The sequence below is a fragment of the Pseudoalteromonas sp. APC 3355 genome (genome assembly GCF_030407615.1).
GTDB lineage: Bacteria > Pseudomonadota > Gammaproteobacteria > Enterobacterales > Alteromonadaceae > Pseudoalteromonas > Pseudoalteromonas distincta.
In genome coordinates this window covers 489,850-503,860 of sequence record NZ_JASDDB010000002.1, presented here as the reverse complement: position 1 = coordinate 503,860, position 14,011 = coordinate 489,850, and the positions used below count along the sequence as shown (strand labels likewise).

13 protein-coding genes are annotated in these 14,011 nt (G+C 38.1%); 5 read left to right on the top strand and 8 right to left on the bottom strand.

Going from position 1 to position 14,011, the window contains the following annotated elements; genetic code table 11:
• Positions 1-17: 17 nt before the first annotated feature.
• Together QMA08_RS05480 and QMA08_RS05475 are read left to right on the top strand one after the other, a co-directional pair.
• Positions 18-1,310, top strand: coding sequence for an ATP-binding protein (locus QMA08_RS05480; RefSeq protein WP_290173861.1), 1,293 nt, complete (start codon positions 18-20; stop codon positions 1,308-1,310).
• A 204-nt stretch (positions 1,311-1,514) separates the two neighbouring features.
• Positions 1,515-2,870 (top strand): sodium-dependent transporter, encoded by a 1,356-nt coding sequence (locus QMA08_RS05475; RefSeq protein WP_138488731.1) that lies wholly within the window; start codon positions 1,515-1,517, stop codon positions 2,868-2,870.
• A 78-nt stretch (positions 2,871-2,948) separates the two neighbouring features.
• Here the strand turns inward: QMA08_RS05475 and QMA08_RS05470 are convergent, their stop codons facing one another.
• Together QMA08_RS05470 and QMA08_RS05465 are read right to left on the bottom strand one after the other, a co-directional pair.
• A complete protein-coding gene (locus tag QMA08_RS05470) occupies positions 2,949-3,398 on the bottom strand; it encodes a GNAT family N-acetyltransferase (RefSeq protein WP_290173859.1) in 450 nt (149 codons plus the stop codon).
• Between the two features lie 69 nt (positions 3,399-3,467).
• Positions 3,468-4,211: a sporulation protein gene (locus tag QMA08_RS05465; RefSeq protein WP_004335740.1), complete on the bottom strand. Its 744-nt coding sequence runs from the start codon at positions 4,209-4,211 to the stop codon at positions 3,468-3,470.
• A 266-nt stretch (positions 4,212-4,477) separates the two neighbouring features.
• On the opposite strand from QMA08_RS05465, the gene QMA08_RS05460 reads away from it, so the two are divergent.
• Together QMA08_RS05460 and QMA08_RS05455 are read left to right on the top strand one after the other, a co-directional pair.
• The gene (locus QMA08_RS05460) at positions 4,478-6,052 is read left to right on the top strand and encodes a cation:proton antiporter family protein (RefSeq protein ID WP_004335737.1); all 1,575 of its coding nucleotides are present in this window, start codon (positions 4,478-4,480) and stop codon (positions 6,050-6,052) included.
• Between the two features lie 350 nt (positions 6,053-6,402).
• Positions 6,403-6,624 carry a DUF3820 family protein gene (locus QMA08_RS05455; RefSeq protein WP_024594942.1) on the top strand — a complete coding sequence of 74 codons (222 nt, stop codon included), beginning with the start codon at positions 6,403-6,405 and terminating at the stop codon, positions 6,622-6,624.
• 91 nt (positions 6,625-6,715) lie between these two features.
• Here the strand turns inward: QMA08_RS05455 and QMA08_RS05450 are convergent, their stop codons facing one another.
• The 6 genes from QMA08_RS05450 to ilvY form a co-directional block, all read right to left on the bottom strand.
• Positions 6,716-7,963: an ATP-binding protein gene (locus tag QMA08_RS05450; protein WP_182695457.1), complete on the bottom strand. Its 1,248-nt coding sequence runs from the start codon at positions 7,961-7,963 to the stop codon at positions 6,716-6,718.
• Between the two features lie 25 nt (positions 7,964-7,988).
• The gene (locus QMA08_RS05445) at positions 7,989-8,681 is read right to left on the bottom strand and encodes a response regulator (protein ID WP_004335729.1); all 693 of its coding nucleotides are present in this window, start codon (positions 8,679-8,681) and stop codon (positions 7,989-7,991) included.
• A gap of 14 nt (positions 8,682-8,695) precedes the next feature.
• Complete coding sequence (locus QMA08_RS05440; RefSeq protein WP_024594944.1) at positions 8,696-9,076, bottom strand: DUF3019 domain-containing protein; 381 nt, start codon at positions 9,074-9,076, stop codon at positions 8,696-8,698.
• Position 9,077: 1 nt separating this feature from the next.
• Complete coding sequence (locus QMA08_RS05435; RefSeq protein WP_024594945.1) at positions 9,078-9,890, bottom strand: MipA/OmpV family protein; 813 nt, start codon at positions 9,888-9,890, stop codon at positions 9,078-9,080.
• 401 nt (positions 9,891-10,291) lie between these two features.
• Entirely contained in the window at positions 10,292-11,338 is a 1,047-nt protein-coding gene (locus tag QMA08_RS05430; RefSeq protein ID WP_024594946.1) for a GGDEF domain-containing protein, read from the bottom strand.
• Positions 11,339-11,454: 116 nt separating this feature from the next.
• Positions 11,455-12,360 carry an HTH-type transcriptional activator IlvY gene (gene ilvY, locus QMA08_RS05425; RefSeq protein WP_024594947.1) on the bottom strand — a complete coding sequence of 302 codons (906 nt, stop codon included), beginning with the start codon at positions 12,358-12,360 and terminating at the stop codon, positions 11,455-11,457.
• Between the two features lie 138 nt (positions 12,361-12,498).
• Here ilvY and ilvC point away from each other — a divergent pair, with 138 nt between their 5' ends.
• Positions 12,499-13,971: a ketol-acid reductoisomerase gene (gene ilvC, locus QMA08_RS05420; RefSeq protein WP_182724519.1), complete on the top strand. Its 1,473-nt coding sequence runs from the start codon at positions 12,499-12,501 to the stop codon at positions 13,969-13,971.
• The last annotated feature ends 40 nt before the right edge of the window (positions 13,972-14,011 follow it).

Genomic DNA, 14,011 nt, shown 5'->3' with positions numbered 1-14,011 from the left:
GAGCGATGAATAAATAAATGAAAAAGTTTTATATATCGCTTCTAGGCAGTGCACTTTTATCTATTGTGGTATTGGGCTGGCTTATTGATGCTTTTAGTCAACAAGCGCATACCCCACAAGATGAATTTAGTCAGCAAAGTAAAATGATCATGGGTTTTAATAAGCAGTTAGCTAACATACCTACATCTGAGCGCAGCGATTATGTAAAACAACTAGCCCGAGAGTTTGATGTTTTAATTGACTACAAGCCAAATGAGTCACTCGCCTTACCACCTTCTTTATTATTACAAATGCACACGCCAGGTGGGCTGATTTTAGAGGATCAGCAAGGCTTTTATATGCTTTATAGTAGCGACGTTTTAAATCCTTTTCACTTATCAATGCGCTTAGATAAAATTTCTGATAGCGAGCAGCATAACGACATTATATTAACTCTACTATTTTACGCAGGCCTATGTGTATTTATGGGGTTTATTATCGCGCCCTTAGCTAAACGGCTAACTGTCTTAAATGAAGCCGCTAAAAAGTTTGCCTCTGGTAATGTTCAAGCCCGAATAAAGGTATCGCACTTTACCTATATAAAAGATGTAGAGCTTACTTTTAACCGCATGGCTAGCCAAATAGAGAAACTTGTCGCCGAAAACAAACTAATGGCCTCGAGCTTGTCTCACGACATCCGCACCCCTATCGCGTGCCTGCGATTTGGTTTAGATGCGGCATTAGATAGCCATGATGAGCAAAAAGTAAAACAGTATTTAACCCGTATGGAAAACGATTTAGATCATATGGAATCGATGCTTAGTAGCTATTTAGCATTTGCTACTTTAGAGCAAAACGCGAATAAACTAACCTATTCATCAACCAATATTAAATCCTACCTTGAAGATATTTTAGTTCAACTTGCACCAAAACTTGAAATGCAAATGCTCAACGTACAGCTCAATAGTACAGATAAAATAATAAATGCAGATCTTCACTGGCTGGCTCGTGCAATTACTAACTTATTAACTAACGCATGTGATTTTGCAAACCAACATATTTACCTCAGTGCAAAGTTACACGAGCAACAGCTTATAATAACGGTAGAAGATGACGGCCCAGGTATCGCACAAGAGAACTTTAGTAATGTATTTAGCCCATTTTTTAGAGAGGAAGATCACCGTAACAGAGCCGATAAGAGTTATGGCCTTGGCCTAGCCATTGTTACCAAGGTAGCTGATTGGCATCATGGCAGCGTTAAAGTAAGTAAAAGCACCCAGTTAGGGGGGGCGTGCTTTACTCTCACTATTGCACAGCACCATAATCCGTAAAGCAATAGTTACAGACTGTAATTAACAATTATTAAACAAAATCAACTCGTTATTTTAAACGACTTAATAACAACAATTAAAATCGATGGTCATAACATACACTTTACTTATTAATTTGTGCTAGATCAGCAAATAAGCACTTTTTATTTTTTTACATTTCCAGTAGATTGTCACCGCCGTCACACAATAGAGAAGTACAATAATATGAGCGCAGTTAGAGGCGAGTTTAGCTCTCGCTTTGGTTTTATTATGGCCGCCGCGGGTTCTGCCGTTGGTTTGGGCAATATTTGGGGATTCCCTACACAAACAGCAAGTAATGGCGGTGCTGCATTTTTAGTCGCATATTTAGTGCTTGCGTTCTTTTTAGCCTACCCCGCTTTAATGGCTGAACTGATGATTGGACGTCATGGCCAAGCAAACGCAGTGTCATCACTTCAAAAAATATCTAATAAGCCATGGCAAAAACACTTTGCCTTTGCTGTTGGTTTTGGCGGTATTTTATGCGCTGGCTTTATACTAAGCTTTTACGCCATTGTTGCCGGTTGGATGCTCAGCGCCACAGCTGAACCCATAGCCACTTTAGTTGGTGCCAACACAGCATCTACATGGTTAAGCGAGCAATCACTTACTCGAAATATTATATTCACTATGATCTTTATTGTACTAACTGTCGCTATTATAAGTAGAGGCGTTGAAAACGGTATTGAAAAGTGGTCTAAGCGTTTAATGCCTGCACTTTTAGGCATTTTATTTGCACTTATTGCTTATGTGATGACGCAAGATGGTGCTATGGAAGGCTTAAAAGCCTACTTAGTTCCTGACTTTTCATCTATTTTTGACGCAAAACTATTAGTAAGTGCACTAGGGCAAGCTTTCTTCTCTTTATCGCTTGGCACTAGCGTAATGATTATTTACGGCTCGTACATTAGTAAAAAAGAAAACCTCGTTTCTTTAGGTGCCTATGTAACCCTTATTGATGTATTTATAGCCTTTGTTGCAGGTTTACTGATTATTCCGGCTATGTACGTAGCACAAGCTCAAGGCGTTGAAATATTCTCGGCCACAACGGGTAAGCTACTCTCTGAAGATACATTAGTGTTTCAGGTACTCCCCGCTTTATTTGATGGAATGGGCGAAGTTGGCTTATTTGTGGGTTTTTCATTTTTTGCGTTAATGAGTATTGCCGCTTTAACATCATCTATTTCAATGTTAGAGGCGCCAGTATCATACACCGTAGAGCGCTTTGGGATGAAACGCGTTCAGGCAACGTGGTTAATTGGGGCGCTAATCGCTATCGTCAGTATTACAATTGTGTGTAACCTTAGCAGCTTATTTGGCTTAGTAATCACTCTCACTACAAAAGTAGCTCAGCCTTTACTTGGTCTTATGTGTTGTATATTTGTAGGCTGGATTTGGTATAGAGGCTCATTACTAAAAGCAATTCAAGAGGGTAACCCTGAAGTTCACAATACATTGTTTTGGAAAATATGGCCTTGGTATACTAAGTTTGTATGTCCACTTGCTATTGGCATGGTGTTTTTACATTCACTATTGAGCTAAATGATACCTTAGCCTTAAAATAGTTTTAAATAAAATAGCCCACATTAGTGGGCTTTTTTATAGCTGCTTAAATTGGATTTATTGAGTGAGTTTTAAAATCATATCTTGATGAGGTATACCGTCTTCTAGATATTCACTTTTGTAATCTTCAAAGCCAAAGGAGCGGTAAAAATCAAGTAAGTAGGTTTGTGCGCCAATATAAATATCTCGTTCAGGCCACCGCTCTTTACAGCATTCTATAGCTTTACTTACAAGTACAGTGGCGTCGCCTTTGCCACGCGCACTTTTACTTACCAGTACGCGTCCTATTGCGCTGTATTGCTCATTTTTTTCATAGCATCGGGCATAAGTGTGTAGCCGCCCATTGTCTAGTGTATATAAATGCTGTGTATTTAAATCAATATCTACATCATCAAGTTCAGGGTAAGGGCACGCCTGCTCTACAACAAATACGTCTACACGTCCTCGCATAATAGTAAAAAGAGTATGCGCATCGAAAGCATTAAACTGCTCACATTTAAATTGCATTTTAAATCCTATAAACAATAAACCCAGCCTAGGCCGGGTTTAATAAAATTATTCACTTGTTAGTTTATATTAAGCAAATAAGCGCTCTAGTTGGTCGCACAACTGCGATAAATTCACGTGGTCATGCTCTATCGTTAAATCTACATAACCATCGCCTCTAAAGGCCCTGTCTAGCTCTATAAGCACGTGTGTTTTATGTGCCTCTGGTACAAATGACAACTCGATCTCTTGAATGCCAAATAAACTACGGCTATTTGGCTTATATTCAAGTTCCTGATAACAGCCCGATAACGATTGAAATGTTGAAGCGCGCAAATGGCCTTTTTCTACATCAGCTTTCATTAAGCTAAAACCTAGCTTTTCCATCGCCTGCATGCACGTTTTAACAGCTTCATTAGGGTAAATATGTAAATGGTCTTTATCGCTTGGATCAAGTGCTAAATCAATATCTAAACCTGTTTCAAGCCACACATGAGATTGATTGTAACCTGCATTAATTTCTGTAATAGGTGTTTCAGAATGAAGACGTGCTTCAAAAGGGATACTTTTAACTTCGCCAGGCTCAATTGTACCTATATCTGTAATTCGCCATTGGTCAATCACATGATTGGTAAAATAATCGCCATCATCACCTGCCACTTTAACACGGGTCATAAGTAATAAATCTAAGCCTGCAATATCTTGGCTAACATCACCTGCGGTAATGACTATTTGTGCATTAAAAAGCTGACCAGGTTGTAGGTGTTCAGTCTCTAAAACAGTATCTACTTTTGCAGCACCAATACCTACCGACGCTAAAATCTTTTTAAACATATATTTCTCCTTAAGCTGAGCGGTTCTATTATTTGCTCTTGCTTAAACTTCTTCGTTATCGCATCTTAACCATATTTAAAAGCCAATGTCAGTGAAAAAATGTTATTTACATGCTATTTACGATTAAATATATGTTTGATGCGCATTTTTTATACACAGCTAGGCAAGTATTTGATTAGACGCGTTCATTTTTAGGTCTATTTTTATTTTCAATGGTATAAATTTTTCGTTACACTGCAACCCCAAATGAAGTGATATTAAGAATTATGGAACTAATCTATTTTGCCGCCGCGTTTGTGTGTGGCTTTGCTGTTTATCAGTTAAAGCTGCCTCCTCTTATTGGATTTTTATTAGCAGGTTTTGCTTTAAATTTATCGGGTTATAAAAGTACAGAGTTGCTCGATACAATAGCAGCACTTGGCGTAACCCTTCTTCTTTTTAGTATTGGTTTAAAGCTAAAGGTAAACAGTTTAATTAAACCCCAAGTGTGGGCGCCTGCAACATTGCATATTATTTTTAGCAGTGCGCTTTTTAGTGGCTTTATGTTATTGCTTGGTGTTTTCGCCATTCCACTGTTTATTGATTTAAGTTGGCAAAGTGCTTTATTGGTTGGGTTTGCGCTTAGTTTTTCAAGTACTGTATTTGCAGTAAAAGTGCTTGAAGAACGCGGAGAAATGGCAAGTCTTCACGGTAAAATAGCCATTGGTATACTAGTCATGCAAGATATCTTTGCTGTTATCTTTTTAGCGATTAGTACAGGTAAAATTCCAAATGTATGGGCAATTGCATTAATAATTGCTCTGCCTTTATTACGACCTGTCATGTATGGCGTATTAAATCGCTCTAAACATGGTGAACTATTACCATTATTTGGTTTTTTCTTTGCTTTAGTTGCTGGTTATCATGCATTTGAATTTGCAGGATTAAAAGGCGACCTAGGCGCACTCATAATTGGGATGATGTTTGCACCACATAAAAAAGCAGGAGAACTATCAAAATCTCTGCTTAATTTAAAAGACATATTATTAGTCGGTTTTTTCTTAAGTATTGGCTTGAGCGCAGAGCTAACCACTAGCTCATTAATCGTTGCTATTATACTTGTTTTAGTTTTGCCTATTAAAATAGCGCTTTATTACGTGTTCACAAATATATTCAAACTACGCGCACGTACATCATTACTTACCGCCTTTAGTTTATCTAACTACAGTGAATTTGGGTTAATTGTATGTGCAGTAGCAGCTAGCACAGGCATGATCACTTCTGAGTGGCTGGCCGTAATGGCAATTGCTGTTTCTATTACCTTTGTAATTGCCTCGCCGTTAAATAAGCGCTCAAACGAGCTATACGTAAAAATAGAGCACTGGCTATTAAAGTTTGAAAGCAAAACTCGTTTAGCTGAAGAGCTACCTGTTAACCTAAACGATACTAAAATAGTCATTTTTGGTATGGGACGTATTGGTACTGGTGCTTATGAAACAATCAACGCGACTCACCCAAATGTTGTTGCAGGCATAGATATAAAACCTGAAGTGGTAGATAAGCACGTTAACAGAGGCCGCAACGTATTAATTGCTGATGCAACAGATCCTGACTTTTGGCAACGAGTAAATCATTCGCAAGTAGAAATGGTCATGCTTGCAATGCCAAAGCATATGCAAAATATTTTTGCGCTAGAGCAACTACAAGCCTCAGGTTATAAAGGCCAAGTAACAGCTATTGCAAACTACCCTGATCAACAAAAAGAGCTAGAAGAAATGGGTGTTCATTCTACTTATAACTTTTACTTAGAAGCAGGTAGTGGTTTTGCAGAGCACGTTAAACAAGAGCTATTTAACGAATAATCACTTTTTATAACGTCTATAAATAACAAAGCCTTAAAATCATTAAGGCTTTGTTATTAGTTTTTAAATGAAAAGCAATTCTATTTACATTCCTTTACAAGCCATTTCACCACGACCATAAAAAACAGGTAGACTATCCATGTTGGTTAAATAAAACCCCATGTTCTAATAATAACTTAATTAGATCCCAGCTAATTAAAGTTCAACTAGGTTTATATTAATCAACAAAAAATTATTAAATCAGAGGGCCTACTCCCTCGCAAAATAGGCTGTTTCTTGCCCGTCACAGCCTATTTTATATTTCTAAAATCCCTTACACTTACGCAGACTTTAAAACCTAAGTAACTCTTATGGATCCAAAACAATTAAAAATAGCTGTAAATACAACGATGCCTTTTGGGAAATATGCTGGGCGCCCTTTATTACTACTACCAGAACCTTATTTGGTGTGGTTCAAACAGCAGGGATTTCCTAACTCGAAACTTGGTAGCCAACTAGCGATGATGTATGAGGTTAAACTAAATGGCCTTGAGCAAATGTTAATGCCATTACTTGAAAAAAATAAAAAATAATTGAGAACTTTTTTAAATACTTGCGGTCTATTATATTGCTACTTGTTGATTTTGGTTTTTAACCGCAAAAAAAGCGCCTTAGGCGCTTTTTTTATGTCTTAAATTTAAGAGGTAAATATACAATAAATTTAGCACCACCTAAGCTTGAGCTTTCTGCTTTACACTCTCCTTGGTGCCACGACACAATTTTAGCAACTATAGCAAGCCCTAAACCAAAGCCACCAGTGTCCTTGCCTCTACTTTTATCTAATCGAGTAAAAGGCTTAAATACGTTTTCTCGCTCAACGGGGTCAATCCCTTCACCATCATCTTCAACAATCAATACGATGTGAGTTGCCTCTTGTAGCAATGAAATTTTGACTTGTTGATGAGTGTATTTGAGCGCATTGCCAATTAAATTTTGAAATACTCGCGCCATAAAGTGGCTATCACAGTAGTAATTTAAATGCTCAGGGAGGTTTATAGAGAGCGTTGTTCTAGCTTCAAAATTTAGCTTTTCAACAGTGGTTTTTACCAGCCCAGCTAAATCGCAGTTTATTGGCTGTAAACTTGGTTGTTGAGAGTCTAATCGCGCGTATTCAAGCATTTCAGAAACTAGTGACTCAAGCTCACTAATATCTGTTTGCATGTTTGTTAAGTATTTTTCGCCTTTTTCGTCAAGCATTTGTTCTTGTAGCATGACTATTGCAAACTTTAAACGTGCTAGTGGTGTTCTAAACTCATGCGACACCGATGAGGTAAGTTCTTGCTGCGCACTAAGTAAAAACTCAATACGTTGCTGCATTACCTTTAATGTATCAGTTATAGGTAAAAAGAAAGACTTAGAAGAGTCATTTAGTTGAAAGTCTTGCAAACCCTCTACCGCTTCACACGCTTTACGTAGCTTTTCAAAGTCACGCCAGAGTAAAAAGCTCCATAGCCCAACTGGTATACCTACAATAATAAGTAGTAATAAATACGGCCAAACAGAAGATGATTGCTGCGTTAATACGCCTACCGGTCCTACTTGAAGTAATGAATCATTACCGAGATCTACATACCAAACAATGCGTTGTTGCTTATCATACAAATATAAGTAGTGGTTTTGATTTAGCTGCGATTGTTGTTTTTGAGGAAGTATTAAATCACGTCGTTCAATCACTTTACTTTCAAAGTTATGCTTTAGTTTTTTAAGACCATTTGGGGTTTGTGAAAGCAACCACAGTGATTGCCCAAACTCATCGTCTAAGAAGACCTGCTGCTGCGACTCTTCATAGGGCCACAGCTGCTCAATAACACCACTTACAACAAATAATGAAACAATGATATATAAGTATAAGCTGGTAAACAGTTTTCCCATTACAGCCGATTAACCTTAAATAGTTCTAAAGATCCCATGCATCAGAAACAAATAAATAGCCTTGTCCCCATACGGTTTTTATACGATACGGCTTATCACTATTATCGCCTAATTTTTTACGAATTCGTGATACGCGTACATCCACAGTTCTATCTAGTCCGTCGTATTGACGGCCAATCATATGTTGGTGCACATGTTCTCTGCTTAGTACTTCACCCGCATTTGACGCTAATAGCCATAGTAGTTCAAACTCGTGCGAAGTTAATACAATCTCTGAATCACTTAGTTTTACAATACGGCTTGTTTTATCGATGACTAAATCACCAAACTGCAGTTCTTCACTAGATTTTACTATTGGTTGCCCACGTCGTAGTAATGCATTGATCCGCGCTAGTAATACACGTGGCTCTGCTGGTTTTATTACATAATCATCAGCACCAAGTTCTAAACCAAGCACTTGGTCGAAGTCTTCACCTTTAGCAGTCAACATTAAAATTGGTAGAGTAAATTTATCTCTTACTTGGCGGCAAACGCTAAAGCCATCTTTACCTGGCAGCATAACGTCTAGAATCATTAAATCGGGTGTATTGTTTTCTAGGTAATTAAACACTTCGTCACCGCGGTCTAACACTTCGACTTCAAGGCCATTATGTTCAAGGTAATCTTTTGTTAGCTGTTGTAAACCGAGATCATCTTCAACAAGTAAAATTTTTGGCATTAGTTGCTCCTAAATTAAAAAAAGCTCCACGGAGAGCGAAGCCTACGCCTATTTTTTTTAGCATGGGCGCTTTGTACTTCAACCTGTGTTTTTGCTATTAACACACCCGTATGAGGATTGATTAAGGAGTATATGGTCTCCACCTGAACACGCGCTTTATAATTAAATTGCCCAGAACGCTGCTGCTGCCAGCATTGAAGTAGTTGTTCTTGTTGATACAAACAGACATCACTATAGGTGTTTAATAGCCATTTAAACTGTAAATCAAGATCGCAAAAATCCTGCTGTTCGGAAACCACGCAGACTTTTGGAGAAACACTAAAAACAGGGGTTTGTGCCACGCTAAAACCACTAAAAAAAGTGGTAATAAACACAACTAATATTGAATACTTCATATTAAAAAGTACGATCGAATCCTATAAATGCAGTCATTGAATAAGTACGTTCAAAGAGCGGACTGCCATCCATAGCCGAATAGTCGTAATATGCTACATGAAAACGAAGAGAGTCAGCCTTACTCAATGGCCAACGGGCGTCGATTTTAGCATAAGGTTGCCAACTACTACCAACGTCTATTTTGCCAAATTGAGTTTCACCCTCATTAAGTCCATAAAAATAGCTATTTAGTTCCGCAGATTTATAGTTTATTCCAAGTGTTGGCTTTATTTTAAGCTTTCCTAGCACAGTATGATATTGCCACTGCAATGCACCGCGTACACCTCGATAAACATCGGTTATATCATGCAGAGCCTGAACTGAAAAAACATGGTCATCATTTACATAGTGATATGCAATACCCGCATCCAAGGCAATTTGCCGTTTATGCAAATTATCAATATCAGCGTAGCGAGAGGACGAGGCTTCATTTTGCATTACAAACTGATTATTAAGAGCACTACTTTGCAATGCAAATACATTTTTAGGGTGCCAGTCTATAAAAAAGCGAGATTCAGAGTTGAGTTCACTAACTAGATTAAAGTGATGCTTTGGGGATTGTGAAAATGAATAGCCAAGGCGGCCATTATCAAAAAACCATTGCTCTGCATAAAACGCAATTTGTGGAATAAGCACAAGCGGAATATTATCTCCACCATGCAAAGGGTTGGTTATAACTCCAGCCCCAACGCTTAAACTCAAATGCAGGCGATCAGTTGTTATATCTTGCTCTGTATAATCGTCAGCATGCTTGCTTGCCTGTGTTGCTTGCACCGAAAGGCAAGCAAACAAAGTGCTAAAACATAGAGCAGTTAATAAGGAGAAGGAATACCGCATCAGCGTACATCAAAGTATTAAATTAAGTAAGTTCCCCATACTAGCAAGGTCTTTTTAAACTAGCTCTAGCTGGTTACAATTATTCACAATTTGTATACACAAATGTTAACTTTTGTGTTTTTGAAGTGACAAACCCTTCAAATTAGTTATGTGTGTTGGCTAAGCTGGCACTGCTTTGAGAAACTTTGGAAATGAGGGATAACCTCGCAAATGCTTTAATTCAAATAAAATCTGCAGGAAGCCAACTCTAACAACTTTTTTTTATTAACCTTACAAGCTACTAGGTTACCAAAGTTAATAGCGGCTTTAGCCGTAATAAATCAAGCTTCTGATGCTTATTAAATATCAGGGGCTATTTCTATTCGGTTTCGGCCATGTGTTTTTGCGATATATAAGGCTCTATCTGCACGCTCAACTAAAACTGAGCTATTAGTAAATGGACGTAAAATAGCTAAACCAAAACTTGCAGAAATAGCACGTTTAGCTGTTATATCATGCTTTTTACGAATCGCTAATTTCGCAATAGCTAAACGTATACAATCGGCAAACGCTATTATATCGTTAATAGTGTCAAAATAAGCTGTTATACAAAACTCTTCGCCACCGTATCTATATATATTTGCTGTTTCAGTTGTATTTTCTCTCACTTTTTTGGCAACTAACCTCAACACTTCGTCACCCTTTTGATGACCAAAGTCATCGTTAAAACGTTTAAAGTGATCAATATCAAACATAATTAGTACGGCAAGAGAATCTTCCTGTGCTTTCTCTGAGTATTCAAAACAAAATTTTACGATATCTGAATCAAACTTACCTCGGTTATAAAACCCCGTAAGCGTGTCGGTATCAGCTGCTTCTTTTGAAATATTAAGTGCTTCTTTTAAATCTTTTATTTCGTTGTAAGCAACAGCTAACTTAGTTTGAAATTCTCTAGCATAATCCTGCATAGCAATAGAATCGTCGGTTAAGCGCTCTACACAACCTAATATTTCATTATAAGAATTTACATCAGCAAGCATATTTAATTCATTTTGTGAATCAACTAAACTTGTTGTAAAGCTTTTGGAATGCTCAAGCGTGGTGCTTATATCTTGCTGGACTTGCTCCATAGTTGTATGGAACTTTTCAGTCATTTCTTGAAAGAAAGCCAGATCGTCTTGCGTTAAATGCTTATCAAAAATTTCTTTTGCTTTGTCTTGTGAACATGTTTGTTGCTCAGCGATAACATGGTCTAATTCAGCATTTAATGAAGGGTTACTCCCTTGAATGTAACAGTACCAAATTGCATAGTTGATAGGCGTAACCGGCATGCGGTATTTTACCATCAAAGGAATCGCCTTTTTAAGGCATTGAGCAGAATGAGCAAGTGATACGGCGTGGTTCATAAATAAACTCTCAAGCGTCATTGTTTTTATTATTAGCACTCAATGTTAAGTAATAGTAAACTCATACGCAACCTATATTAATACTATTTAACTAATTTGCTTGCTCTGTGTGCATATTAAATTGCTTTTGCTTCTAAAGTTTGCGCAATATTCCACAACGCACTGATTGCAGGGTCATTTAACTCTTTTCTTAATACCGCCAAACCGATATCAAACCCTTCAGGTGCTTGCATTTTTGGTGTTAGTATTTGTACCTTATCCTGCAGCGGGCTATTATCTAGCACTATTTTAGGGACCATTGCGACGCCTAGCCCTAAGCTCACCATAGATACCATTGCTTCATGTCCTGCAACTTGGGCGTAGATTTTTCCGTGAATATTATTTTTGCGCCACCAGTGCTCTAACCTTTGGCGAGAAAAACCTTGTTCTGGGACAATAAACTCTAAATCAGACCAATTAATGTCATCACTATTTTGTGTAAGCTTTTGTGTGATCGGACATTGGATTTTTGGGCCAATTAATAAAAGTGGTGAGTGCCCAATATCAACAAAGGCAATTTGCGACGGTAATTTATTAGGCTTAGCTGCAATTGCCATTAATTCGTGGCCATCAAGCACACGATTTATAGCAAGTGCTGGGTCGCCTGTATTTAATGTTATCTCTATGTACTGATGCTGCGCACGAAGTTGTTCTAATATTTGATGTAAAAAACTATAAGATGCAGTTACAGAACAATAAATACTTACTTTGCCGTAAATATGCTGTTGTGGGTCTTTTACATTCGTTTTAAAACGTTGCCAATTAGCAAGCGTTGCCGTTGCGTAATCAATAAAGGACTCCCCCTCACGCGTTAATTTAACGCTTCGGTTATCGCGGATAAACAATGCTACTCCAACTTCTTCTTCCAAATGTTTTATATTTCGGCTCAAAGTGGGTGCGCTTATGTGGCAAAGCTCACTTGCGCGCCCAAAGTGAAGTGTTTTAGCCAACGCTAAAAAGTAGTTTAAGTGCTTATGTTCCATCCAACCCCCTGCATTTCATATTATGAAACACTTTAATTCAAATATATCATTTTACGCAAGCAACGATTTTACATATGGTGTTTGTAAGCGCAGTAAACATTGCGCATCTAACAAACATGACTTTATAGGACACTAACAATGGCGAATTATTTCAATACCTTACCTTTACGCGAGCAATTAGCGCAATTAGCGCAATGTGAATTTATGGACGCAGGCGAATTTGCCGATGGCGTTGATGCACTTAAAGGTAAAAAACTAGTTATTGTAGGCTGTGGCGCACAAGGTTTAAACCAAGGCTTAAACTTACGTGACTCTGGTTTAGATGTTTCTTACACATTACGCGCATCAGCTATTTCTGAGCGTCGCCAATCATTTTTGAACGCATCTGAAAACGGCTTTACTGTTGGCACTTACGAAGAACTAATCCCAACAGCTGATGTAGTACTTAATTTAACACCAGATAAGCAACATACTGCTGTAGTAAGTGCAATTATGCCGCTTATGAAAAAAGGCTCTACACTTGCCTACTCTCATGGCTTTAATATTGTTGAAGAAGGCATGCAAGTACGTGAAGACATTACTGTAATCATGGTTGCGCCTAAGTGTCCTGGTTCTGAAGTACGTGAAGAATACAAACGCGGTTTTGGTGTACCAACTCTAATTGCTGTTCACCCAGAAAATGACCCTCAAGGTCATGGTTTAGCACAAGCTAAAGCGTATGCAGCAGGGACTGGCGGACACCGTGCAGGTGTACTTAAATCATCATTTATTGCTGAAGTTAAGTCAGACCTAATGGGCGAGCAAACCATTTTATGTGGCATGTTACAAACTGGCTCTATTTTATGTTTTGATAAAATGATAGAAAAAGGCGTTGATGCGGGTTATGCATCAAAGCTAATTCAATACGGCTGGGAAGTAATTACCGAAGCACTTAAGTACGGCGGCGTTACAAACATGCTTGACCGCCTTTCAAACCCTGCAAAAGTAAAAGCGTTCGAACTAAGCGAAGAGCTAAAACTAATTATGCGCCCGCTTTATAATAAGCATCAAGATGACATCATCGACGGCACTTTCTCACGCACTATGATGGAAGACTGGAATAACGATGACGTAAACTTACTTAAATGGCGCGCTGAAACAGCAGAGACTAACTTTGAAAAGACCCCTGCTGGCGATGTAGAAATCTCAGAACAGGAATTTTTTGATAACGGTATTTTAATGGTAGCAATGGTAAAAGCAGGTGTTGAACTTGCTTTTGAAACCATGACAGCAGCCGGTATTATTGAAGAGTCAGCTTACTACGAGTCTTTACATGAAACGCCATTAATTGCTAATACTATTGCACGCAAAAAGCTTTTTGAAATGAACCGTACAATTTCTGACACTGCAGAGTATGGATGTTACCTATATAACCATGCATGTTTACCATTACTTGCAGATTTTATGAAAAAAATTGATACAGATGTTATTGGTAAAGGCCTTGGCGAGCACTGTAACCAAGTTGATAACCAAACATTAATTCAAATTAACGCCGCCCTTCGTGAACACCCAGTTGAAAAAGTAGGTGCTAAATTACGTGGCTACATGTCAGCAATGAAAAAGATTGTTTAACCCTAAACGATAAATGTTTCGCTTGTTAGAAACCAAGCCC